General features: G+C 58.6%; 26 protein-coding genes and 2 tRNA genes. 14 read left to right on the top strand and 14 right to left on the bottom strand.

Annotated elements, in window-relative coordinates; translation table 11 throughout:
* Window positions 1-36 precede the first annotated feature (36 nt).
* Complete coding sequence (locus PIB16_RS04240; RefSeq protein ID WP_174013782.1) at window positions 37-681, top strand: dihydrofolate reductase family protein; 645 nt, start codon at window positions 37-39, stop codon at window positions 679-681.
* 113 nt (window positions 682-794) lie between these two features.
* Here the strand turns inward: PIB16_RS04240 and sseA are convergent, their stop codons facing one another.
* The 4 genes from sseA to PIB16_RS04260 all read right to left on the bottom strand — a co-directional run bounded on the left by sseA (window position 795) and on the right by PIB16_RS04260 (window position 5,582).
* Window positions 795-2,216: a 3-mercaptopyruvate sulfurtransferase gene (sseA, locus tag PIB16_RS04245; protein ID WP_078054044.1), complete on the bottom strand. Its 1,422-nt coding sequence runs from the start codon at window positions 2,214-2,216 to the stop codon at window positions 795-797.
* A 16-nt stretch (window positions 2,217-2,232) separates the two neighbouring features.
* Window positions 2,233-2,970, bottom strand: coding sequence for an alanyl-tRNA editing protein (locus PIB16_RS04250; RefSeq protein ID WP_065654018.1), 738 nt, complete (start codon window positions 2,968-2,970; stop codon window positions 2,233-2,235).
* A gap of 12 nt (window positions 2,971-2,982) precedes the next feature.
* The gene (locus PIB16_RS04255; RefSeq protein ID WP_003521575.1) at window positions 2,983-4,020 is read right to left on the bottom strand and encodes a cysteine synthase A; all 1,038 of its coding nucleotides are present in this window, start codon (window positions 4,018-4,020) and stop codon (window positions 2,983-2,985) included.
* A gap of 122 nt (window positions 4,021-4,142) precedes the next feature.
* Window positions 4,143-5,582: a cryptochrome/photolyase family protein gene (locus PIB16_RS04260; RefSeq protein WP_271045055.1), complete on the bottom strand. Its 1,440-nt coding sequence runs from the start codon at window positions 5,580-5,582 to the stop codon at window positions 4,143-4,145.
* Between the two features lie 188 nt (window positions 5,583-5,770).
* Between PIB16_RS04260 and PIB16_RS04265 the strand changes: the two genes are divergently transcribed.
* From PIB16_RS04265 to PIB16_RS04275, 3 genes are all read left to right on the top strand, one after another.
* Window positions 5,771-6,040 carry a DUF982 domain-containing protein gene (locus PIB16_RS04265; protein WP_271045056.1) on the top strand — a complete coding sequence of 90 codons (270 nt, stop codon included), beginning with the start codon at window positions 5,771-5,773 and terminating at the stop codon, window positions 6,038-6,040.
* A 135-nt stretch (window positions 6,041-6,175) separates the two neighbouring features.
* Window positions 6,176-6,733 (top strand): methylated-DNA--[protein]-cysteine S-methyltransferase, encoded by a 558-nt coding sequence (locus PIB16_RS04270; protein WP_125145989.1) that lies wholly within the window; start codon window positions 6,176-6,178, stop codon window positions 6,731-6,733.
* A 113-nt stretch (window positions 6,734-6,846) separates the two neighbouring features.
* Window positions 6,847-7,290, top strand: coding sequence for a TIGR02594 family protein (locus tag PIB16_RS04275; RefSeq protein ID WP_080817213.1), 444 nt, complete (start codon window positions 6,847-6,849; stop codon window positions 7,288-7,290).
* 69 nt (window positions 7,291-7,359) lie between these two features.
* Here the strand turns inward: PIB16_RS04275 and PIB16_RS04280 are convergent, their stop codons facing one another.
* On the bottom strand, window positions 7,360-7,599 hold the full coding sequence (locus PIB16_RS04280; RefSeq protein WP_142844860.1) for a hypothetical protein: 240 nt from the start codon (window positions 7,597-7,599) through the stop codon (window positions 7,360-7,362).
* A 170-nt stretch (window positions 7,600-7,769) separates the two neighbouring features.
* Here PIB16_RS04280 and PIB16_RS04285 point away from each other — a divergent pair, with 170 nt between their 5' ends.
* Window positions 7,770-8,159 carry a DUF2934 domain-containing protein gene (locus PIB16_RS04285; RefSeq protein WP_080856236.1) on the top strand — a complete coding sequence of 130 codons (390 nt, stop codon included), beginning with the start codon at window positions 7,770-7,772 and terminating at the stop codon, window positions 8,157-8,159.
* A 101-nt stretch (window positions 8,160-8,260) separates the two neighbouring features.
* Here PIB16_RS04285 and PIB16_RS04290 read toward each other — a convergent pair.
* A tRNA-Asn gene (locus PIB16_RS04290) sits at window positions 8,261-8,335 on the bottom strand.
* A 176-nt stretch (window positions 8,336-8,511) separates the two neighbouring features.
* On the opposite strand from PIB16_RS04290, the gene PIB16_RS04295 reads away from it, so the two are divergent.
* Window positions 8,512-8,790, top strand: coding sequence for a hypothetical protein (locus tag PIB16_RS04295; protein WP_065654012.1), 279 nt, complete (start codon window positions 8,512-8,514; stop codon window positions 8,788-8,790).
* Window positions 8,791-8,793: 3 nt separating this feature from the next.
* Here PIB16_RS04295 and PIB16_RS04300 read toward each other — a convergent pair whose 3' ends face one another.
* Window positions 8,794-9,438, bottom strand: coding sequence for an exopolysaccharide biosynthesis protein (locus PIB16_RS04300; protein WP_271045057.1), 645 nt, complete (start codon window positions 9,436-9,438; stop codon window positions 8,794-8,796).
* Window positions 9,439-9,949: 511 nt separating this feature from the next.
* Between PIB16_RS04300 and PIB16_RS04305 the strand changes: the two genes are divergently transcribed.
* The 7 genes from PIB16_RS04305 to PIB16_RS04335 all read left to right on the top strand — a co-directional run bounded on the left by PIB16_RS04305 (window position 9,950) and on the right by PIB16_RS04335 (window position 15,647).
* On the top strand, window positions 9,950-10,537 hold the full coding sequence (locus PIB16_RS04305; protein ID WP_059752579.1) for a YqaA family protein: 588 nt from the start codon (window positions 9,950-9,952) through the stop codon (window positions 10,535-10,537).
* Between the two features lie 138 nt (window positions 10,538-10,675).
* A complete protein-coding gene (locus PIB16_RS04310) occupies window positions 10,676-11,230 on the top strand; it encodes a dual specificity protein phosphatase family protein (protein ID WP_271045058.1) in 555 nt (184 codons plus the stop codon).
* A gap of 298 nt (window positions 11,231-11,528) precedes the next feature.
* Window positions 11,529-12,641 carry an ABC transporter substrate-binding protein gene (locus PIB16_RS04315; protein ID WP_271045059.1) on the top strand — a complete coding sequence of 371 codons (1,113 nt, stop codon included), beginning with the start codon at window positions 11,529-11,531 and terminating at the stop codon, window positions 12,639-12,641.
* Between the two features lie 112 nt (window positions 12,642-12,753).
* Window positions 12,754-13,806: a FecCD family ABC transporter permease gene (locus PIB16_RS04320; protein WP_078054036.1), complete on the top strand. Its 1,053-nt coding sequence runs from the start codon at window positions 12,754-12,756 to the stop codon at window positions 13,804-13,806.
* The gene (locus tag PIB16_RS04325) at window positions 13,803-14,624 is read left to right on the top strand and encodes an ABC transporter ATP-binding protein (RefSeq protein WP_271045060.1); all 822 of its coding nucleotides are present in this window, start codon (window positions 13,803-13,805) and stop codon (window positions 14,622-14,624) included. Before PIB16_RS04320 ends, PIB16_RS04325 begins: the two co-directional genes overlap by 4 nt.
* The gene (locus tag PIB16_RS04330; RefSeq protein WP_271045061.1) at window positions 14,621-15,076 is read left to right on the top strand and encodes a pseudoazurin; all 456 of its coding nucleotides are present in this window, start codon (window positions 14,621-14,623) and stop codon (window positions 15,074-15,076) included. Before PIB16_RS04325 ends, PIB16_RS04330 begins: the two co-directional genes overlap by 4 nt.
* 73 nt (window positions 15,077-15,149) lie before the next feature.
* On the top strand, window positions 15,150-15,647 hold the full coding sequence (locus PIB16_RS04335; protein ID WP_271045062.1) for a ferritin: 498 nt from the start codon (window positions 15,150-15,152) through the stop codon (window positions 15,645-15,647).
* Between the two features lie 69 nt (window positions 15,648-15,716).
* Here PIB16_RS04335 and PIB16_RS04340 read toward each other — a convergent pair whose 3' ends face one another.
* The 3 genes from PIB16_RS04340 to PIB16_RS04350 all read right to left on the bottom strand — a co-directional run bounded on the left by PIB16_RS04340 (window position 15,717) and on the right by PIB16_RS04350 (window position 16,499).
* On the bottom strand, window positions 15,717-15,920 hold the full coding sequence (locus PIB16_RS04340) for a hypothetical protein (RefSeq protein ID WP_271045063.1): 204 nt from the start codon (window positions 15,918-15,920) through the stop codon (window positions 15,717-15,719).
* A gap of 103 nt (window positions 15,921-16,023) precedes the next feature.
* Window positions 16,024-16,284: a hypothetical protein gene (locus PIB16_RS04345; RefSeq protein WP_065654007.1), complete on the bottom strand. Its 261-nt coding sequence runs from the start codon at window positions 16,282-16,284 to the stop codon at window positions 16,024-16,026.
* Between the two features lie 138 nt (window positions 16,285-16,422).
* Window positions 16,423-16,499: transfer RNA gene (locus PIB16_RS04350), tRNA-Pro, on the bottom strand.
* 218 nt (window positions 16,500-16,717) lie between these two features.
* Between PIB16_RS04350 and PIB16_RS04355 the strand changes: the two genes are divergently transcribed.
* The gene (locus tag PIB16_RS04355; RefSeq protein WP_080856241.1) at window positions 16,718-17,254 is read left to right on the top strand and encodes a DUF1269 domain-containing protein; all 537 of its coding nucleotides are present in this window, start codon (window positions 16,718-16,720) and stop codon (window positions 17,252-17,254) included.
* Between the two features lie 67 nt (window positions 17,255-17,321).
* On the opposite strand, the gene PIB16_RS04360 is transcribed toward PIB16_RS04355, so the two are convergent.
* The 4 genes from PIB16_RS04360 to uppE form a co-directional block, all read right to left on the bottom strand.
* Window positions 17,322-17,972, bottom strand: coding sequence for a hypothetical protein (locus tag PIB16_RS04360; protein ID WP_271045064.1), 651 nt, complete (start codon window positions 17,970-17,972; stop codon window positions 17,322-17,324).
* A 172-nt stretch (window positions 17,973-18,144) separates the two neighbouring features.
* On the bottom strand, window positions 18,145-18,294 hold the full coding sequence (locus tag PIB16_RS04365) for a hypothetical protein (protein ID WP_104679367.1): 150 nt from the start codon (window positions 18,292-18,294) through the stop codon (window positions 18,145-18,147).
* Window positions 18,295-18,373: 79 nt separating this feature from the next.
* Window positions 18,374-19,615: a polysaccharide biosynthesis O-antigen ligase family protein UppF gene (gene uppF / locus PIB16_RS04370; RefSeq protein WP_059752598.1), complete on the bottom strand. Its 1,242-nt coding sequence runs from the start codon at window positions 19,613-19,615 to the stop codon at window positions 18,374-18,376.
* Window positions 19,612-21,165, bottom strand: coding sequence for a polysaccharide biosynthesis glycosyltransferase UppE (uppE, locus tag PIB16_RS04375; protein ID WP_271045065.1), 1,554 nt, complete (start codon window positions 21,163-21,165; stop codon window positions 19,612-19,614). Before uppE ends, uppF begins: the two co-directional genes overlap by 4 nt.
* Window positions 21,166-21,167 lie beyond the last annotated feature (2 nt).

The following is a 21,167-nucleotide window of genomic DNA, read 5'->3' on the forward strand; positions in this document are numbered from 1 at the left end:
TGGCAATCTGGCTTCCCGATATGGGAGGAGAGTGCCGTGCCAAAGGTTGTCGTTCGCAATTTCGCCATCTCGCTTGACGGATACGGCGCGGGCCCAGACCAGAGCCTGCAGAACCCGCTGGGTGTGAACGGCGAAGAGCTGCACCAATGGGCTTTCAAGACCCGCACCTTTCATCGCATGTTCGGTAAGGACGGCGGCTCGACCGGGACGGACGAGGAATTTTCCGAAAAGAGCTTCGAAAATATCGGCGCCTGGATTTTAGGGCGCAACATGTTCGGGCCGGTGCGCGGCGCGTGGCCGGATGAAAACTGGAAGGGCTGGTGGGGCGAAGAGCCGCCATATCACGTTCCCGTTTTCGTCCTGACGCACCATGCGCGCCCGTCCTTCGAGATGAAGGGCGGCACCGTGTTCCATTTCGTGACCGACGGTATCGAGGCGGCGCTCGACCTGGCGCTGAAGGCGGCAAATGGAAGGGATGTCCGCATCGGCGGCGGCGTTTCCACCATCCGGCAATATATGGCGGCGGGCATGATCGATGAGCTGCATCTGGCGCTGGCGCCGGTTTTTCTCGGCAACGGTGAACATTTGTTCGAGGGGATGGACCTGCCCGCGCTCGGTTACCGCTGTACCGGGACCGTTGCGGGCGAGGGCGCTACCCATCTGATTATCGACAGGGCGTGAATGCTGCGCCGTTAAAGGTATCTCCACCAACATTGCGCAGCGGTTCCTGCGCTGACATTTCCCTCACTCACTCCTTATCGGAGAATGGCAAGCCTTGCTCTCAAGGGCGCTACTCAGTTGCGCAGCGATATCTCCAGAAGCTCGGTATCGGCAAGCGGCTCCACCCAGGCCTCATAGGTGCCGACGGGCGAAAAGCCCATCATCTGGTAAAGCTGCAGCGCGCGCGGATGGTCGAGCGTGTTGGTGGTCACCGTCACCCGTTGCGGATTGTCCTGCCAGGCGGCGTAAAGCGCCTGCAACAGGAACCACTTGCCGACGCCTGCACCGATCGCCTCTTCGAGCAGCCCGAAATAGGAAAGCTCGGTCACCTCGTCGCTCGCCTTGTTCAGTTCGAAGAAACCGGCGGGCGCACCGTTCATATAAAGAACCGTAACGCTGTTTTTCGGATCGCGCAGAATGGCGGAAAGCTCCGCATCGCTCATGCGCATGCGCTTTTGCCAGTGCCAGCGTTTCCCCACCCGCCAGTAGAGATAGCGGTAGAAATGCAGGGGAATATTGTTGACCCGCATCAGCGCCGTCTGGATGTTGACCGGGATCGGCAGGCTGACCTTGGGCGGAGCCGTCATTTCCAGCTGCGTCACATGCGCCTTCAGCGGTCCGTGCGACAATGTGGGGATTGCGTCTGCCGGACCGGTAACCACCGGCGTATCCTGCAATCCGCCCCATTCCGACCATGAGCCGTCGTAAAGCGAATTATCCTTGTGACCGAGCGATTCCAGCGCAAGCGTAATAACGGCGGCGGTGACGCCCGAGCCGCAACTGGTGACGACGGGCTTCGAAAGATCGATGCCGGCATCGGTCACCATCTTGCGGATGGCGGTGAGGTCCTTGAAGTGGCCGTTTTCGGAAAAGGCTGTCGCGGGCAGGCTGCGCGCGCCGGGCATGTGGCCGGAGCGCATGCCAGCACGCGGCTCGGCCTCGTCGCCGGTAAAGCGTCCGGCGCCACGGGCGTCGGCAATCTGTTTTTCGCCGCTGTCGACAATGCCGCGCATGGCGTCAAGCGAGGTTACGCGCTTCTCGTTGAAATCAGGCGTAAAGGTTGCCGGTTCGATTTCCGGCGTACCGGTTTCGAGCGGCCGGCCTTCGCGTTTCCAGCCATCGAGGCCGCCATCCAGCACATAGGCCTTGCGCACGCCCATCACCCGCAGCATCCACCACACGCGCGGCGCGGAAAAGAAGCCGGGGCCATCGTAAACCACGATCGTATCGGTGTCGCTGAGGCCAAGCGCGCCGGCCTGCTCCGCGAAGAATTCCGGCGAGGGCAGGGAATGCGGCAGGCCGGTGGTATGATCGGCGATCTTGTCCTGATCGAAGAATACCGCACCGGGCAGGTGACCCGCCGCATATTCTTCCGCACCGTTGCGCTTGTGCGCCGGCAGATACCAGGAGGCATCAACGACACGAAACCCGGCCGTGCCGAGCTGCTTTTCCACCCAGTCCGCCGAAACGACGAAACGGCTCTTATCCGTGCTCACGATGTTTCTCCCAATCTCAGGCAACAGCTTCAGGCGCGCCGAAACGAATGCGGAATCGCCTGTTCTCCTTGCCCTTCTTTTCTATCTTGGCAATGTGAATATCGCCTACTTCCTGCGTTTCGGAAACATGGGTACCGCCGCAGGGCTGGCTGTCGATGCTGGAGTTTTCGCCGATGCAGACGAGGCTGACCCGGCCAAGGCCCATTGGCGGGCGCACATTCTTGGATTTGACGATGCCCGGATTGGCCTGCAGCTCCTCGTCGGTGATCCATTGCAGGAAGACGGGATGGTTGGCCTTCACCAGCTCCATAAGCTTTGCCGTGACTTCGTCCTTGTCGATGGTTTCCGACATGTCGAAATCGACACGCGATTCATCCTCGCCGACGGCGGCTCCGGTGATCGGCCATTGGCAGACGACGGAGAGCAGATGGCAGGCGGTGTGCATCCGCATCAGCTTGTAGCGACGCGGCCAGTCCACATGCAGGGTGAGTTTTTCGCCGACTTCAGGAGAAGGCTGGCCTTCGAGCGGCACATGGATGATCACGCTCTTGTCGGCGCCGTTTTTGGTGATACCGAGTTCGATGCGCGAACCATCGGCCCGCTCGAGAAAGCCGCTATCGCCCGGTTGGCCGCCGGAGGTGGCGTAAAAGCATGTCTGGTCCAGTTCTATGCCGCCATCCTCATGCACCGCCGTGACGATCGCTTCTGCGGTGGAAAGATAAAAATCGTCACGGAACAGGGCATTCACAGGCATTTCGGCATGTCCTCAAACGGTTTCGTACGGAACCGCAATCTCGCTTTTCGTCGCCAGCCACTGTGGGATCGGAAGTCCCTTGGAACGCAGGAAATCCGGATTGAAAAGCTTCGACTGATAACGATTGCCGTAGTCGCACAGTATCGTCACGATTGTATGCCCCGGACCGAGCTCGCGGGCAAGGCGGATTGCGCCGGCAATGTTGATGCCGGAGGAGCCGCCAAGGCAAAGCCCTTCCTTCGTCACCAGATCGAACAGCACCGGCAGCGCTTCCGCATCCGAAATGCGATAGGAGAAGTCAGGCGTAAAACCTTCCAGATTGGCGGTGATGCGCCCCTGTCCGATGCCTTCGGTGATGGACGAGCCTTCGGATTTCAGCACGCCGTGCTTGTAAAATTCATAAAGCGCGGCGCCCTCGGGATCGGCAAGGCCGATCTTGATGTCGGGGTTGAAGTCGCGCAGGCCATCGGCCACGCCCGCAAGCGTTCCGCCGGAACCGACCGAGCAGATGAAGCCATCGACCTTGCCGTCCGTCTGGTCCCAGATTTCGGGGGCCGTCGTTTCGATATGGGCCTGACGGTTGGCGATGTTGTCGAACTGGTTGGCCCAGATCGCGCCGTTTTCATCCGTCGCGGCAAGCTGTTTTGCCAGCCGGCCGGAAACCTTCACGTAATTGTTCGGGTTGGAATAGGGGGCGGCCGGAACCTCGACCAGCTTGGCGCCGAGAAGTTTCAGCGCGTCTTTCTTTTCCTGGCTCTGCGTCTCGGGAATGACGATGACCGTCTTGTAACCGAGTGCATTGGCGACCAGCGACAGACCGATGCCGGTATTGCCCGCAGTACCCTCCACAATGGTGCCGCCCGGTCGCAGCTGACCGCGCCGCTCGGCATCGCGGATAATGTAGAGTGCGGCGCGATCCTTCACCGATTGCCCGGGATTGAGGAATTCCGCCTTGCCGAGGATTTCACACCCCGTCGCTTCAGAGGCGGCTTTCAGACGAATGAGCGGCGTGTTGCCGATAGCACTGAGCGCAGAGGAGTGAATGGTCATGATTGAGCCTTCTTGTCTGAGCGGAAATTAGGTGCCGTTATGTCCCGTTACAACCGCTTCAAGGCAAGAAATTATCTTCCCGGCTTTGGCTTAGCCACGCAAAATTTTGCCGATACCCAATTTTATGCGTTCTTCTTGACGTCGGCATAGGCCGCAAGCGCTCTTTCCCGTGCTTTTCCATGGTCGACAATCGGCAGCGGATAGGTCTTGCCAAGCTCGATGCCCGCTTTCTTCAGCACCTCTTTCGGCGCTTCGAACGGCTTGTGGATGTATTTTCGCTCAAGCTTTTCCAGCTCCGGCACGAAGTGGCGCACATAATCGCCATCGGAGTCGAATTTTTCGCCCTGCAATATGGGGTTGAAGATGCGGAAAAATGGCGAGGCGTCCGCGCCCGATCCCGCCACCCATTGCCAGTTGGCGGCGTTGGAGGCCGGGTCTGCATCGACAAGCGTGTCGCGGAACCATTTCTCGCCCTTCCGCCAGTCGATCAGCAGATGTTTGATGAGGAAGGACGCCACGATCATACGCACCCGGTTATGCATGGTGCCGTGTTTCCACAATTGCCGCATGCCGGCATCGACGATCGGATATCCCGTCATCCCGCGGGTCCACGTCGTGAAGGATTTTTCATCGTCTCGCCAGCGGAAGGCGTCGAAACTGTCGTTCCAATTCTTCTCGTCGAGTTCGGGAAAATGAAACAGCAGGTGATAGCAGAATTCCCGCCAGACGATTTCCTTGCGAAAACGGCTGATATCGTTGGAGGCGACATGGCGGGAAAGCCCCTTCGTCGCGTGCCAGACGGTAGAAGGCGATATTTCGCCGGACGCCAGATGCGGAGAAAGCAGAGAGGTTGCGTGCTTTGCCGGAAAGTCGCGGCCTTCTTCATAACCCTTCAAAGCGCCATCGATGAAATCGTCGAGTTTCTCCCGCGCCCCGCCTTCGCCGGGAGACCAGATGTCGCTGAAGTGTTTCGCCCAGTCGGGCTTGGTGGGTAACAGTTTCCAATCGCCAGGCTTTTCCGATTTTGGCCACGTCTTCGGAGCCTTCAGACCCTTCGGCGCATCCGCCGGCGCATGTGGCTCCTCGCCGCCCTCCAGCGCCCGCCAGAAGGGCGTATAGACCCGGTAGGGACCGCCGGATTTCGTCTGTAGCCTCGATGGTTCATGCAGCAGATGGCCGGAAAAGCTGCGGACCGTCAGGCCGTCATCCCGAAGCCTCTGTTTCAGCGCTTTGTCCGTCGCCATACCGGCAGGATCGTATCGGCGGTTCCAGAATACCGCCTCCGCACCGGTTTCGGATATCAGATGGCGCAATGTCTCGCCGGCGTCGCCGCTGAGAAGCACGAGTCGGCTGCCGATTTTTTCTAGTCCGGCGGTAAGGGACGTGAGGGAGTGGTGAAGCCACCATTCCTGGGCGCCGCCCAGCGGGCCGCATGATTTTTCCCTGATATAGACGGGGATGACGGGGCCGCCATGCTCCACGGCGGCAAGCAAAGCGAGGTTGTCCGAAAGGCGCAGGTCCTTGCGGAACCAGACGATGGCGGGGGAGGCTGTTGTCGGCATGAAAGGACCCGGTTCACTTCCGCTTGAACGAGTGTTGAAACGCTTTGTTCCGCAAATCGGCTAGAATGGAAAGATGGAGGGCATGGTTTTTCGAGGGTTATTTTTTCGCCCTTGAACCCGCTGATAAAGGGAACCAACTGGAGGAGCCGGCGTTTGTCGCGGGTTAATAGAGCATGGAAGTGCAATCAATGTTGCTGAATGACGTTAAGTGGGAAAAGCCCGTTACCATCTCCCTTGAAAACGGTGCTCCCCGTATTTTCAATGGCGTTTACGAAGCCTTCGATTTTCTCCAGCACGAATGGCCAGAGCGTGGCGACAAGGTGTATGAACAGGCGCTGCGCCTGTGCCGCGCCTCGCTGATGGGCGACGTGGCGGGGGAAATTGCCCGCACGGCCTTCGTTGCCGCCAGCCGGCAGGCACGGTGCCTTGTGGAAGAGCCGGGCAAAATCGCGTCCTGAACGGATTTTCGGAACTGATGTGCATAAGGCCACCCGCCAAAAACGGGTGGCCTTGTTTGTTGAGGAGCAGGAAACGGGTTGTTTCGAATGCGGGATATGGCATCGTGCATGCAAAAATGCGGATGAGCGACGGCAATGAGCAACCACTACGGCTATATTGTTTTTCCCACAGCCCTCGGCCATTGCGGCCTTGCATGGGCGGGCCGGGGCATTGTGCGTTTGCAATTGCCCGGCTCTGACGCCGGCGAGACCGAAAAACTTCTCCAGAAGCGCCTGCCATCCGCCTCCATCGCCGTTCCCGACACACGCATGCGTGAGGTGATTGCGATGATCACCCGTTATTTCGGCGGCGAGGAGATCGATTTTACCGCCGTTGAACTCGATCTCGCCGGGCAAGAGCGTTTTTTCCTCGATGTTTACGCCGTTGCGCGGCAGATCGGCTGGGGCGACACGACGACCTATGGCGGCATCGTAAAAACGCTAGGCCTCGGTATGGAAAAGGCCCGCGATGTCGGTCAGGCCATGGCGAAAAATCCGGTGCCGTTGATCATTCCCTGCCATCGGGTTCTCGCCGCCGGCGGCAGGCTTGGAGGCTTCTCCGCACCGGGCGGAACCACCACCAAATTGCGTATGCTGGATCTCGAAAATGCCGGCCGCAGCCGCACCGATGAGGCGCAGGGCAGCCTGTTTTGAAGCAATGACAGATCAGCGCACATGAATAGGCGTCTGATTTCTGCCCATTTCTCGTCAAATTGTCGCTAAATTGTCACAATACACGGGCGCCCTCTAACATAAGGGCGAGACGTTTGAGAGTATCCGCGTTAATTCTATCGGTTGCCTTGTCTTTTACAGTCGTTGCATCGGCCTCTGCCGGCATGCTGAACCAGGCAGAAAAATACACCGGGCTGCATGAGTCCAAGAACAACAAGAGCCTCAAGAACATTCTTGGCGCAAATCCCCGCAGCACCCCATGGTGCGGCCTTTTCCTGCATGCGGTCGCCAGCAAGGCAGGCCGGCAATCTCCCAAATCCTATGGATTTGCGAAGTCCTGGACATCCTTCGGTTATGCCGTGCCGGTCAGTCAGGCGAAGCCCGGCGATGTCGTCGTCATTCGCAATGGCCGCGGTTACCACGCCGGCATATTGAAAAGCATGAGCGGCAAGACTGCCCAAATCCTCGGCGGCAACCAGTCCGGCAGGGTGCAGGTGTCGAACTTCAACCGCAAGGCCATCGTTTCGGTCCGCCGATAAATCCTCTGACATTTTTGACGGCATTTTTCGATAAAGGCGGGCTTTGACCCGCCTTTTCCGTCTTTGGGCCTAGGGCTGCTCTCTGGTGCCAGGCGCTGCGTCGCGCTGATCGTCGTCCTCAAGGTCTGTGGCGACGATGAAGGCGTCTTCGTGCTGCCTTGCGGCCTGCCGGCGCGCACGCAGGCTCACGCTCTCGTCCGGGTAAATCTCGACCTCTTTGGCTTTCAGTTCGCTGTCTGTTTCAAACCGCGCGACATCGTCGTCCTCAATATCAAGTGGTTCGGTTTTCGGCTTCTGCGGGGTGGTCATGAAGCGATCTCCTGCTGGTTTCTGCAGGTCAAACGATCGGCGGCCGATGACGGTTCCGTTTCTCGCGGAAATGCTTATTCGTCGCAGGTCAAAGCGGAACTAACTCTGGCTTTTTTTGTTTTTTCAATGGCACAATCAAAACCGGTGCAACGTAAACAGGGAGGTCCGTTATGAGCCATGACCGCGAAGCCGCAATCCGTGAAAAAGCGCGCGCAATATGGGAGAGGGAAGGAAGACCCGACGGGCACCATGAACGACACTGGATCGAGGCGGAACGGGAGCTTTCCGCAGATGCGGAAGCGGCGAAGTCCAAAAGCGGAAATGGCGTGAAGAAGTCTGCTGCCGCGAAGGCGCCTGCGAAGAAGACACCAGCGAAAAAGGCAACTCCGGCAAATGCCAAATCACCCGCGGTAAAATCGCTTGAGAAAGAGCGGAAATCTACGGATAAAAACAAGGAAGACGATCTCACCGAGAGCCTTGAGGAGAGTTTTCCGGCAAGCGATCCTCCGGCGCTGACCAACGCCACGAAGGCGACGAAACGGGCGGTCAAAAAGAGCTGATCGTTTGGCGGTAGGATGATCGGGAAGTCACGACAATCCCCAAGAAGAATGGGGCGAATTGCAGCTGCACTTCGCTCTTCAAAACGTGTTGTTGAGAGAAATGGCTCCCCGGGCCGGATTCGAACCGGCGACCTGTCGATTAACAGTCGAATGCTCTACCGCTGAGCTACCAGGGAACGTCCACCGCTTGGCGCGGTGTGAGCGGGGTAATACAAATGCTTTTCCGATTTGCCAAGCGGTTTTTTCAAAAAAAACGCATTCCTCTTGTTTTATCCCTCCAGAGTCCCGATTTTCCGGGCTTATCGCCGGTGAAAAAATTATCCACAGGCCAGATGCAAAAGGGCAGGATGGAATGAAATTCGGTATCGACCACAGAACGCACCGCCTCCATGTCGGAAAATGGAGCTTTGCCATGCCGCGTTCGCGTGTCGGCAGGATTGCGACCGGCTCGGCGCTGGTGGTGGGCGGAACGCTGGGTTTCCTGCCCGTGCTCGGCTTCTGGATGGTTCCGCTTGGTCTCGTCGTGCTTTCCCACGATCTGCCCGCGGTTCGCCGCCAGCGGCGACGGCTGGCGGTCTGGTGGGCATCGCGGCAGAACCGCCGCGACACCCGCAAGGGCGACCGGCAATAGGTCTTATGTGCCGATGGAACTGCTGATGCCCTGGCCGGCCCAGAAGGCCGCATAGGCGAGCGCTGCGAAATAAATCGCCGTCAGCCCCAGAAACAGGTAGCCGCCGAGCACGGTGACGCCATCCCTCTGAATCATCCCTGCCGAAAAAAGCAGGATCGCAACGCCTGGAAGGGTGTTGGAGAAGGGAATGAAGCCGAGCGGCATCATCAGCAATACGCCCGCCGTCATCAGCGCAAGTCCGTTTACGCGGTTGGCGATGATGCCGGTCGTCAGCGCGGGAATGCGCGGGCGGATGAAACCGTCGAGCTTGGAGACAATGGCGACGCCTTTTTGAAGGGCGGGAACGAGCTTTGCCGTCTCCATCTGCCGGTCGAGGATTTTTGCCGGCAGCCATGGCAGGCGGTTGAGGGTGATTGCCAGGCTGACAAGAATGATCGCCGCACCAAAGACCGTGCTGACGCCGGGAATGGAAACCGGGATGAGAAAGGGCAGGGAGGCGATTGCGCAGATGAGCAAAAGGCCCTGTTCGCCGATCGCTTCCATCAACTCGCGCAACGTGATCGTCTGACCCTGCAGCTTTCCTATCAGCTTCTCAAGCGTCGTGCTCAGCTTTTCAGACGTATCAGTAAATGCGAATTCGTTCGTCATGCGGCTTCCCGGAAGTTGTTTAACTCCGGGATTGATAACATCCATCCGGCCCGATGCCTATCGCCGATAGAAAAGGAGCCTCATCTCATTTGGTCGCGCGGTTCGCCTGGATTAGTGTGAAACCCAGCTGCTGTAGGCGCCGGCAAGAAGAACTACCAGCAGAATGACAAGTATGACCGGATTGATCGATGTAACGAAGTTTACATAGTCCATGATAACTTCCTCCTCTTTCCTCCACCTCTTATTCTACAGCAAAAAGGCGAGTTCATCTACCGCAGGGTGAAATTTCGCATTGCAACAACCGGCTTGCGGTGAGGGCTGGAAATGCTCGTCTTTATGATTTTTTGCGATGCAAAAATAAAATTTCCAACATTTGCCATTCTCTTGCGTTGTCTCTAATCCTCATTCGGGGCCGGTCTCTCCGGCCCGTCGGCAACCGCATGAATCACCGCCGATATGCCTTTGCTCCCGCCTGCCTTCACTCCGCAACACTCTTCCCCGGGGACACGACATGCTGAAAAACATCTATGCCTGGACGATGGCGCTCGCCGCGCGCAAAACCGCCGTGTGGTGGCTGGCAATCGTGGCTTTCGTGGAAAGCTCCATCTTCGTCGTGCCTGCCGATGTGCTTTTCCTGCCCATGGTGCTGGCCAGGCCGAAAAAGGCGATGTTTTATGCGCTCGTGGCAACTGTCGCCTCGGTTCTCGGCGGCATCGCCGGCTGGTTCCTCGGTCATTATGCCTTTGAAAGCATCGCCCGACCCATTCTCGAATTCTACGGCAAGCTCGACAGCTTCGAGCATCTGAAGAACTCCGTTGACTACGAAACCATCGTTCTCCTGCTGGTGACATCGGGGCTCGCGCATCTGCCGCCGATCAAGGTCGTGACTATCCTCTCCGGCGCGGCCAATATCAGCCTTGGTCTGTTCATTCTTTCGGCCGTCGTCACGCGCGGCGCGCGCTTTTTCATCCTTGCCGGATTGCTGCAGAAATACGGGGAATCGGTGCGTCATTTCATCGAAAAACGCCTTGGCGCCATCACCGCGGCAGCCGCCGCCGCGCTCATCGCGGTCTATGCGGTTTACGTTTTCGTGCGTTGATCAAGCGCAAATTTTCTACTCTTACAATACTGTCGCATAACTTTCAGCTTACTGTCAGAATCCGTCTGTATCGGTTCTCTCGTCGAATGAGGGAACCGTTTTATTATGCGAAGATTTTGGAAGTGCTCCTTTTGGGGCATGGGTATTGCTGTGCTTGCCGCAGGCGGTTACCTCTACGCCATTCAGCTCCTGGGCAATTTTCACGAGGTTGTCGCGGGGCAGCTTTATCGCTCCAACCAGCCGAGCAATGAGCAGCTCGTCCGCTATACCAAAGACCATGGTATCAGGACGGTCATCAATCTGCGCGGTGCGAACGAATCCAAGGCCTGGTATCGCGATGAGGTCGAAACCGCCCGCGAACTGGGACTTAATCATATCGATTTCGGCATGTCGGCAAGCCAGGAGCTTGACATGAACAGGGTCAACGAGCTGGTCGCCATCATGCGCGATGCGCCTAAGCCCATTCTCATTCATTGCAAGGCCGGTGCGGACAGGACAGGCCTCGCCACCGCGCTCTATCTCAGCCGCGTGGCAAAGCTTGATGAGGAACAGGCGGAAAGCCAGCTTTCCTTCCGCTTCGGCCATATCGGCATTCCCTATCTCTCGGAAACCTACGCCATGGACCGGACCTGGGAGAACGCGGAAAAGATGCCTGTCATCGACGATTTCGCCATCGCCTCCAACGAGTTCTGAAGTCGGCTCGGGCGCATTTCCCACAGGGCACACTTCAATGATCTGAACGGGATCTTGCGTCCTGTCTCGATGTCGTAGGTTATCGGGACGGGCGCAACCCAGAGATCTTGGCCGGCTGAGGGCGCGGGCTGCGCAGCATCTATTGCCGTCGCCCAGCGCAATATTTCTCCGACATGCATATCTACCGGAAATGACAATTTTCATTTTTATATTAGCAACTTATGCGATCTTGCAATTTAAGTTGACTCGCGGTGTCACCTTTTATACAGCGGCATTGTTTCAACTTCTGGATCGCATCATGACCCGCAAAACATTTATCGGCGGCCTTGCCGCATCGTTCTTATCCGTTTTCTTTATTGCACCTTCCGCCACTGCCGCAGAGAAGACCATCACCGACGTCATCGGACGCGAGGTGAAGGTTGATCTTCCTGCAAAACGCGTCGTTCTCGGTTTCTATTTCGAGGACTACATGGCGGTGGGTGGCGAAAAGGCCTATGATTCCGTTGTCGGCATTTCCCGCGAAGCGTGGGAAGGCTGGGTTCCCGCCAACTGGAAAATGCATCTCGCTCACCGCGCCTCGCTTGCAGATATTGCCGATGTCGGCGAAGTCGAAGCCCAGACCTTCTCGGTCGAAAAAGTTCTGAGCCTCAATCCTGATCTGGTGATCCTGGCGGATTGGCAATACAAGGCGCTCGGTCTCGATGCCGACCGTCTGGAAGAAGAGGGCATTCCCGTCGTTGTCGTCGACTACAACGCCCAGACGGTCGAGCGCCACGTCGCCTCCACCCGGCTTTTCGGCGAACTCACCGGCCAGCAGCAGCGCGGCAAGGAAATTGCGGAATTCTACGCCGGTTCTCTGAAGGATGTCGCCGAACGGGTGGCGAAATCCGGTCAGCCGAAACCGAAGGTCTATGTCGAATTCGGCAATAAGGGACCGGCCGAATATTCCTTCACCTATGGCAAGAACATGTGGGGCGCCATGTCCACCGCCGCTGGCGGCGACAATATCGCAGCACCTTTCGTCGAGTGGTGGGGACCGATCAATCCCGAGCAGGTTCTGGCTTCGAAGCCCGACGCCATCTTTATTTCCGGCCGTGAAAACAACAAGAACCCCGCGGCGCTGCCGATGGGGCAGGCGGTGAAGGCAGCGGATGCCCGCGAAAAGCTTAAGGCCTTCGAAACCCGTCAGGGCTGGAGTGAAGTGCCGGCCATCAAGAACGGTCAACTGTTCGGTGTCTATCAGGGGGCGTCGCGCACACTCTCCGATTTCGCCATGGTGCAATATATCGCCAAGCAGCTTTATCCCGAGCAGTTCAAGGATGTCGATCCGATCGCCAACTATCGCGGCTATTACAGGAAGTACCTCCCGGTCACGCCTGAAGGCACCTTTGCCATCGCCGTCAAGGATTGATGGTTCTGTGGCCGGCGGCGGAAAAGCATATTTGCTTGCCGCTGAAGGTTAAATTCCGCGGACGCCACGGCACGGCGTCCGTTTTTCACCGTCTTTTTCAAACAGGTTTTCCATGACAATTGCCGCCCGCAATGCCGAAGCCATCGGTGCGCACCGGCTGCGTGAACGTCGTCGCTGGCGCGTCGTCTTGGTCTTTTTCGTGCTGATGGCGGTGAGCCTCGTTCTCGATATCGCCACCGGTCCCTCGCTGCTGTCGCCCGCTGAAGTGGTGAAGTCGCTGACCGGCCTTGGCGAACGGGCGGCGATGACCGATTCCATCGTGCGCGGCCTTCGCCTGCCCATGGCGCTGATGGCGCTCGCCGTTGGAGCGGCGCTCGGCGCCGGCGGCGCGCAGATGCAGACCTTGCTGAATAATCCCATGGCGAGCCCCTATACGCTCGGCATGGCGGCTGCGGCGGGCTTTGGCGCCGCGCTGGTGCTTTCGCTCGGCGGTCTCGGGCTGGATGCCATGATTGCCGTTCCGCTCGGCGCTTTCGTCTTTTCCATGCTCGCCGCGCTCTTTCTCTTCATGCTGGCCTCCATGCGGCAGATGACGGCCGAAACCATCATTCTCGGCGGCATCGCGCTTCTTTTCCTGTTTCAGTCGCTGCTGTCGCTCATCCAGTTCCTGTCCTCGCCGGAACTGTCGCAGCAGATTCTTTTCTGGCTGTTTGGCAGCCTGACCAAGGCGACCTGGCCGACGCTCGGCCTGACAGCCGCCGTCACCGCCTTCTGCTGCGCCCTGCTCATGGCGGATTGCTGGAAACTGACGGCGCTGAGGATGGGGGAAATGCGGGCAGCCAGCCTCGGCATCAATGTGCGCCTGCTGCGCATGAAGGTTCTCATCATCGTCGCCATCATGACAGCGACGGCAACGAGTTTTGTCGGGGTCATCGGTTTCATCGGGCTGGTCGCGCCGCATATCGCCCGTATGACGGTGGGCGAGGATCAGCGCTTCTTTTTGCCGATGTCGGTACTGAGCGGCGCGCTGATGCTTTCGGCAGCCTCGATTCTCTCCAAATCGATCATTCCCGGCGCTCTGTTCCCGGTCGGCATCGTAACCGCCATTGTCGGCGTGCCGTTTCTCCTGTGGCTGATTTTCGCTCCGAAGAGGCGCGGCCGATGATGGTTCTGGATAATATTTCCGTCGAACGGGGCGGGCAGGTTATTGTGAGAGACCTCTCGGCACGCCTGGAGCCCGGGCAAATCCACGCCGTCATCGGCCCGAACGGCACAGGTAAGACGACGCTTCTCAGAGCGATCTTCGGCGACCTGCCGCTCGCCAGCGGCGCGATCAGCCTCGGTGATCGTCGCCTTCAGGCCGGGGAAAGGGCAGGGCGGCACAGAAGCGAATGGCGGGATCGTTTCGCCTATATGCCGCAGGATACGGCCGCCGATATAGCGCTCAGTGTGCTGGAGGTGGTGGCGCTCGGCCGCTTCGGCCGGCTTTCGCTTCATATCGACGACGAAACGCTCGATCTGGCGATGACACGCCTGCATCAGGCCGGAATAGCTCATCTGGCGGGCAGGGAGATTGCCTCGCTCAGCGGCGGGCAACGGCAGATGGCGCTTTTTGCGCAGGTTCTGATGCGTGAACCGCGGGCGATGCTGCTCGATGAGCCTGTCAGCGCGCTGGACCTCAAGCATCAGGTGGCGCTTCTCGATCTGGTGCGGCGGGAAACCCGCGCCAATGGCCGGGTGACGCTTGTTGTGCTGCATGATCTCAATCTCGCCTGCCAATATGCCGACAACCTGCTGGTGATTTCGGATGGCGCGCTGAAGGCGACCGGCGCACCGGGCGATATCGTCACGCCGAAGCTCATTTCCGAGACCTATGGCGTTGCCGTGGAGGTGTTGCGCGACCGGCGCGGCAATCCCGTCATCCAGCCGGCGGGCGACCCACCGCTCGAACATTTCAAAACCCTTGAAGGAATAATTGCATGAAACGATTTTTGATGACGCTTGCCACGGCTTTGGCCGTAATCCTGCCCGTCACGCCATCCCTTGCCGCAGAACACAAGATCCTGATGCTCAATTACGGCAAGGATGGCGGCATGGTCTTCGAGCCTTCCTATGTGAAGGCGGAGCCGGGCGACACCATTACCTTCGTGCCGCAAAATTCCAGCCACTATGTGCAGTCCTATGCGGTTCCGGAAGGCGTTAGCCCCTGGAAAAGCAAGCTCGATGAGGCCTTCACCGTCACTGTCGAGAAGGAGGGCGTCTATCTCTATTATTGCCCGCCGCATCTGATGATGGCGATGATCGGCATCATTCAGGTCGGCAAGCCCGTCAATCTCGAAGCCGTCAGACAAAAGACCGAGAAGCTGCGGCCCAAGCTCGTCATGAAGAGCGAAAGGCTGGAGACGGCGCTCGGGCAGGTGACGCCCGCACAATAACGCCCCGCCTTTCAGGCCGCGCCAATCCGCACCGCAAATCCGCTTCTTCAACCCCGAAACCAAGGATGAAACCATGGCAAACAAAGTTATCGAAACGACGCTAAACGATCTCCTCAATGGCGAGCTGCGCGCCCACCACGCCTATCTTCAGGCGGCCGCATGGGCGGCGGAACGCAATCTCGACGGTTGCTATAAATTCCTGCTCGGCCACGCGGCGGAAGAGCTGGAGCACATGCACCGCATCTTCGGCTTTCTGAACGATCTTGGCGCACGCGTCACCTTTTCCGAACTGCCGGCGCCGCAGGTCACGGCAAACGACATCAAAGGGCTGTTCACCATCGTGACGGAGCACGAGTCCCGCGTCACCGCCGCCATCAACGCGGCAGTCGATCTTGCCCGCGCGGAAAAAGACCACGCCACAACCTCATTCCTGCAATGGTTCGTGGATGAGCAGCATGAGGAAGACAGCCTTTGCCGCACCATACTCGGCAAGATCGAGCTGATCGGCGACGGCCCCAACGCGCTTTACCTGATCGACCGCGAAATCGGTCAGCTGGCGGACAAGGGCTGATTGCTGCGCCAGTTTTCTTGCGCTCCACAAGCTGCATCGAACACGGCTTGTGGAGTGGAGGCCGTTGGCTCAATCGCGTCCGATATCCGGCGTCCATCCACGCGTGTATCCCTTTCCCATGATGGCGACCGCCAGGGAAAGCTGTTCCTGCAGATGCTCGATTTCGCCGAGAAGAGCTTCGACAGCCGCCTTCGCATCGCCGTCGTGACACTGGATGACATATCCGGCTATGTCGTCAGGCCGTATGGGGGTGATTTTTTCAGTGTCGGACATAGTGGATGACCTCTCTTTTGTTCACTAAATGTTCTAATTTTAGCAGAGAGTCAACAACGCAATGGGCGTCGCCCTTTACAGTCCGGCATTGCGGAATTGAACGTTAGTGAACAGACGGTTCTTCGCCATCCAGAAAGCTGCGAATCCCGTCCTTCTCACACGTTGCCAGGAATTCTTCCCAGGCGTCTTTGTCGGTCGCGAAGGGTTCGTCCCAGGTGGTGACATCGTCGTGCTCGCTGATGACCTCGAGCGTCCAATCCTGCTGTGTGCCAGCGGGCCGGTAGATATCAACCAGAACCGTGATGCCGTCGTCTTCAAACTCGCCCGAGAATTCTGAGTGTTCTATCTTCGTTTTTTTGGCCATCTCGGCACACCTCATTCTCAGGCCTGGACAAACGTATGGCCCAATCCGGGCTTTTAAATTCGCGCATGGCGCAGGTTACCAGATAGCTGAAACAAATATAGCCAGCTCTGGGGGAACTGGCTATCTATCTGATTTTAATGGTCGGAGCGGCGGGATTCGAACCCACGACCCCTTGACCCCCAGTCAAGTGCGCTACCGGGCTGCGCTACGCTCCGGACCTGAAAGCCGTTTATATATAAGCCTGTTAGGGCGCAAGCGGAAAATGGTCTTTTCATAAAAAAAGGAGCAAACGGTGTGGATGGCGTAGAGAGGGCTAAGCAGCCCGGATGGGCGGCCGTCAAACGCATGACACATCCCCTTTCCATCATTGCCGGAACAAGCCGCCCGCTTCGGCGTTCAATCGCAGCGGAAGTGAAACTCAGGGAGACGAACTATGTCCGAACTCGTCGTTGTTGGTTTTGACGGAACGGAAGTGGCCGACAGGGTGCTTCTGAAGCTTGCAGGCCTGAAAAAGGAATATCTGGTCGATCTGGAAGATGCCGTGGTTGTCGTTCGCGATGAAGATGGCAAGGTGCATCTGAAACAAAGCGTCAATCTGACGGCGATCGGCGCAAGCTCCGGTTTCCTGTCCGGCGGTCTCTGGGGCGGCCTCGTCGGCCTGCTTTTCCTCAATCCACTGGCGGGATTTGCCATCGGCGGCGCCATTGGTGCCGGCACGGGCGCTCTTGCGGGTTCGCTGACGGATTTCGGCATCGATGACGATTTCATCAAATCGCTCGGCGAGACCATTCCCAACGGTTCTTCGGCGCTGTTCGTGCTGATCCGCAAGGTGCAGCCGGAAAAGGTGCTGGCGGAATTCGAAGGCCTGCGCGGACGGGTCATCAAGACGTCGCTGTCGCCGGCGCAGGAAGCGCAGTTGCAAAAGGCGCTTTCCGGCGGAGCCGAAACGGCTGCCGCGCCTGCCGTCTGAGCAGACGATGAAAGCGAGGCTGCGGCAGGTTCCATGTCGCGGCCATCCGCTCGGGCATCGGGGATGCTTATACGGTCAAAGCGCCGTTTTTCGCCTGCGGCCAGGTGAGATAATAATAGCGGCTGCCGACACTGCCGAAAAACGCGTTGTCGCCGGAAACGGTATCGACATAGGCGCCGGTCTCGCTTCTTGCATAGGCCGAGCCGTCGCGTTTGAGATGGTCTTTCAGAAAGTCGCTCCATCCCGTCATGGCGATATCCGTGGCCGGTCTGGAGGTGGTTTCTGTATAGGAGGCCACATCCCAGGCCTTTATTTGCGCACCCTCGGCGGGGTCGGAGACGGTCAGCGTGCCGGCCGTCAAAGCCTCCAGCATGGCCTTGGCCTGCGAAGCCTTGTCCGGATCTGCGGTCAGTTCATCCAGCGTCTCCTTCAGCTCCTTCATGAAATCGGCCTTGGTAATATCGCCGGAAGAAAGCTGGGTATCCGTGTCGTCGGTCTGCGTATCCTCGTTCGAGGTCTGGGCATATTGCGCCAGAAGCTGCGTGAGCCGCGTGTTGGTGGAGGACGAGGAGGAGGTGTCCAGCCCGTAGGAATCGAGGATAGACGTCCGCGTCGAGGAGGAGGATGTGACGGCGGAATTGTCTTCCTGCTCCTTGATGGCCTTGAGGGCCAGTCTGGTGGCGGTGAGGCGTGTGGACAGGTCGATGGAGGAGACCATTGCGCTAGCTGTTTCCTTGATCGGGCGATACGCATCATTCGTACCGAACCGGCTAGGCGGGCATCGATCCCGCCTTTCGTCTCCTCTCATAAGAAGACCGGGCGAATCCCGGCCGTTTTCGGCTTGGGATGCACCCGGTCTTAATGGCCGGACTTTGCGCGACGCTTACGGATCAGTTCTCCTGAACGGAGACGCCGTTCGGGCCGATATTCATCTCGATCCCCTTCGGCTTGCTTTCCTCGTGCCAGACATAGACGCCGAGGCCTGCGATGACCACGATGAGCGCGCCGATGATGAGATAGAGATTATTGGTCTGCGTCATTAAGATGTCTCCCCGTTTGACAATCAGAATCCGGGGCTAAACGCATGAAATGGCGTAAGGTTCCGTAAGGGTAAGCGGTTTATGCGGCACGCGTGCGGCGGCGCAGGCTTTCGCGTTTTTCAAGCGCCATGCATCCCCACAATATGCCGAGCAGCAGGAAGAAGTGTCGCCAGTGGTCGGTATCGATGACGGCGCCGATCATTACATGCCCGACGAACGTCACCCAGGAAATGATGAGGAACGGCTGCCAGGGCCGTGGCCGCAGCAGGTGCCTGAAACCGGCGGCGATGGTCCAGCAGATCAACACGAGATAGATCACGAAACCGAACCAGCCATGCGTCGTCAGGCTCTTCAGCCAGATATTATGTTCGGCGGCGGGGAAAATATTGTCGAACACCATGGGGCCGATGCCGAGCGGGTGTTCCATGGCGAGCAGGAAGCCGAGATAGTGGCGGGCAAAACGCCCGAGATGGCCGCCGTCATAAGATTGCACCGCCGAAGCGCGGCTGGAGAACAGATCCGCCACCTGCTTGAACTGCAGCGCGATGATGACCGCCGCGACCATCAACCCGGCGGCGACGAGAAACAGCACGAGTATCTTCAGGCGAAACGCGGCCGTGCGCTCCTTCAGCAGCATCACGAAGACGAGGAGGATGGTGGCGAACAGAAACAGGCCCCAGGCCGCGCGCGAGAATGACAGGAACACAGCAAGCGACAGGATGAGCAGCCCGGCGATCCGCCAGGGCGCATGCATCGCCTTGCCGGTGAGAAGGCCGTAAATGAGGTAGAGTGAGGGCGTCACCAGAAAGGGACCGAAAACGTTCGGGTCCTGAAAGGCGCCCTTGGCGCGGTCGTAAAGGGTGAAGACCTCGAAACCCGGAATGGCGTGGAAATATCCGATGATGCCGAGCAGGGCGGTGATTAGCGCCGCCGCAAGCCAGGCCCGGAAAATCAAAAGCAGCCGCTGGTATTTGTCCTCTATGATCGCCGCATAAAAAACCGAGGTCAGCGCCAGAAAGGTCGAGACGGCGAGATAAAGCGGTCCCTCATCCAGATCGGCCATGGTGGTGAGCGAAAGATAACCGCCGACATTGAAGGCCAGCAGCAGGCACAGAAGCAGGATGACGGTGCGCGAAAGGCGAAGGCCGAGCAGGAACCACAGGGCCACCTGTCCCACCATCATCAGCTCATAGGGCGCCGGCTCGGAAATGACGAAACCGGAAAGAAACACGCCGAACGCGATGAAGAACGAACCGACGAGCCGCATGGCGGCCAGCGGCGCGTCGAAATCCGGTGCGTGCTGGTAGCCGGTGTGGGTCAATAGGCGTTTTCCGATTTCAGCAGCCGTATCGGCGTGAGGAACAGGATCTTCAGATCGAGGAACAGCGACCAGTTCTCGATGTAATAGAGATCGTATTCGGTGCGGAACTTGATCTTGTCGCCATGGTCGATCTCGCCGCGCCAGCCGTTGATCTGCGCCCAGCCGGTAACACCGGGCTTGACCTTGTGGCGCGCGAAATAGTGCTCCACCACCTCGGTATATTTCAGGTCGCCCGTCTGGGCATGAACGGCATGCGGGCGCGGCCCGACGAGAGAAAGATCGCCATAAAGAACGTTGAAAAGCTGCGGCAGCTCGTCCATCGAGGATTTGCGCAGGAAGCGGCCGACGGGCGTGACGCGCGGGTCGTTCTTCGTCACGGCCTTTTTCGCGGTCGGATCACTGAGTTCCGTATACATGGAACGGAACTTCCAGACGTTGATGGTCTCATTGTTGAAGCCGTGGCGCTTCTGCTTGAAGAGGACCGGGCCTTTGGACGTCGCTTTCACGGCAATTCCCGCGCCCAACATCACCGGCCATAAAAGGGCGATGCCGATGAGGCTGAAGGTGATGTCGAACACCCGCTTCGCCACCGAATCCCAGTCGCGGATCGGCTTGTCGAACACATCGAGCATCGGCACCTTGCCGACATGGGAATAGGCGCGGGGGCGGAAACGCAATTTATTGGCATGCGCCGCAATGCGGATATCGACCGGCAGCACCCACAGCTTGCGCAGAAGCTGGAGAATGCGCGCCTCTGCGCTGAGCGGCAGGGCGATGATCAGCATGTCCAGCTTCGTCAGGCGGGCAAATTCCACCAGCTCCGCAAAGGTGCCGAGCTTGGGATAGCCGGCGACAACCTCGGGAGAACGGGCGCTTTTCCGGTCATCGAAGATACCGCAGATGCGGATATCGTTATCGGACTGCTGCTCCAGCGAGCGGATAAGGTCCTTGGCGGTATCGCCGCCGCCGACGATGACGGCACGGCGTTCCATGACGCCGTTGCGGCCCCAGTGGCGAATGGCGAAGCCGAGGATCAGCCGCCCGGCGAAGATCGCCACCGCACCCGTTGCATACCAGATGCCGAAGGCCTGCCAGGAATGCAGCGCATCGGGAAAGAAGAGGAGAAGGAAACAGGCAATTCCCACGAAGGAGAGGCACACTGCGCCCTGAATGCGGGCGAACATCTTCAGCGGCGTGCGCAGCGTCGGAAGCTGATAGCAGTCACCGGCCTGCAACAGAAACACGCAGAGCGCCGCCCCCAGCACGCCGCCGCCGAAAACCGACAGAAAGGTTTCGAGACCGCGATCGGCTGCGATGCCGTTGACGATGGCGGCGATGACGACGAGCATCGTGAATTCCAGAAGCCGCAATTGCCCGATCACCATGTTGGGCGAATGGTTGCCGGCGCGAAGCTGGTTGGCGATCTGCCGTGCAAGCGGATTGAGAACGACAGTTTCGGAGGCCGAAGCCCCGCCGGCTTCATGGTCGGAGAGTTTCTTGCGCAATGACGCCAGATCGAATTGCAGCCTGTCCTTGTCAGTCTTGGTCATTG

This window comes from Agrobacterium sp. ST15.13.015 (assembly GCF_027871645.1).
Classification (GTDB): domain Bacteria; phylum Pseudomonadota; class Alphaproteobacteria; order Rhizobiales; family Rhizobiaceae; genus Agrobacterium; species Agrobacterium leguminum.

Bases quoted from the DNA above. Each gene is read 5' to 3' on its own strand.
- PIB16_RS04360 (WP_271045064.1), bottom strand. From the start codon at position 17,972: ATGGTCTCCTCCATCGACCTGTCCACACGCCTCACCGCCACCAGACTG.
- PIB16_RS04335 (WP_271045062.1), top strand. From the start codon at position 15,150: ATGGCAAACAAAGTTATCGAAACGACGCTAAACGATCTCCTCAATGGC.
- PIB16_RS04310 (WP_271045058.1), top strand. From the start codon at position 10,676: ATGGGTATTGCTGTGCTTGCCGCAGGCGGTTACCTCTACGCCATTCAG.
- PIB16_RS04340 (WP_271045063.1), bottom strand. From the start codon at position 15,920: ATGTCCGACACTGAAAAAATCACCCCCATACGGCCTGACGACATAGCC.
- PIB16_RS04285 (WP_080856236.1), top strand. From the start codon at position 7,770: ATGAGCCATGACCGCGAAGCCGCAATCCGTGAAAAAGCGCGCGCAATA.
- PIB16_RS04305 (WP_059752579.1), top strand. From the start codon at position 9,950: ATGCTGAAAAACATCTATGCCTGGACGATGGCGCTCGCCGCGCGCAAA.
- PIB16_RS04300 (WP_271045057.1), bottom strand. From the start codon at position 9,438: ATGACGAACGAATTCGCATTTACTGATACGTCTGAAAAGCTGAGCACG.
- PIB16_RS04320 (WP_078054036.1), top strand. From the start codon at position 12,754: ATGACAATTGCCGCCCGCAATGCCGAAGCCATCGGTGCGCACCGGCTG.
- PIB16_RS04365 (WP_104679367.1), bottom strand. From the start codon at position 18,294: ATGACGCAGACCAATAATCTCTATCTCATCATCGGCGCGCTCATCGTG.
- uppE (WP_271045065.1), bottom strand. From the start codon at position 21,165: ATGACCAAGACTGACAAGGACAGGCTGCAATTCGATCTGGCGTCATTG.
- PIB16_RS04330 (WP_271045061.1), top strand. From the start codon at position 14,621: ATGAAACGATTTTTGATGACGCTTGCCACGGCTTTGGCCGTAATCCTG.
- PIB16_RS04270 (WP_125145989.1), top strand. From the start codon at position 6,176: ATGAGCAACCACTACGGCTATATTGTTTTTCCCACAGCCCTCGGCCAT.
- PIB16_RS04345 (WP_065654007.1), bottom strand. From the start codon at position 16,284: ATGGCCAAAAAAACGAAGATAGAACACTCAGAATTCTCGGGCGAGTTT.
- PIB16_RS04325 (WP_271045060.1), top strand. From the start codon at position 13,803: ATGATGGTTCTGGATAATATTTCCGTCGAACGGGGCGGGCAGGTTATT.
- PIB16_RS04260 (WP_271045055.1), bottom strand. From the start codon at position 5,582: ATGCCGACAACAGCCTCCCCCGCCATCGTCTGGTTCCGCAAGGACCTG.
- PIB16_RS04315 (WP_271045059.1), top strand. From the start codon at position 11,529: ATGACCCGCAAAACATTTATCGGCGGCCTTGCCGCATCGTTCTTATCC.
- PIB16_RS04355 (WP_080856241.1), top strand. From the start codon at position 16,718: ATGTCCGAACTCGTCGTTGTTGGTTTTGACGGAACGGAAGTGGCCGAC.
- PIB16_RS04255 (WP_003521575.1), bottom strand. From the start codon at position 4,020: ATGACCATTCACTCCTCTGCGCTCAGTGCTATCGGCAACACGCCGCTC.
- PIB16_RS04295 (WP_065654012.1), top strand. From the start codon at position 8,512: ATGAAATTCGGTATCGACCACAGAACGCACCGCCTCCATGTCGGAAAA.
- PIB16_RS04280 (WP_142844860.1), bottom strand. From the start codon at position 7,599: ATGACCACCCCGCAGAAGCCGAAAACCGAACCACTTGATATTGAGGAC.
- PIB16_RS04265 (WP_271045056.1), top strand. From the start codon at position 5,771: ATGTTGCTGAATGACGTTAAGTGGGAAAAGCCCGTTACCATCTCCCTT.
- PIB16_RS04250 (WP_065654018.1), bottom strand. From the start codon at position 2,970: ATGCCTGTGAATGCCCTGTTCCGTGACGATTTTTATCTTTCCACCGCA.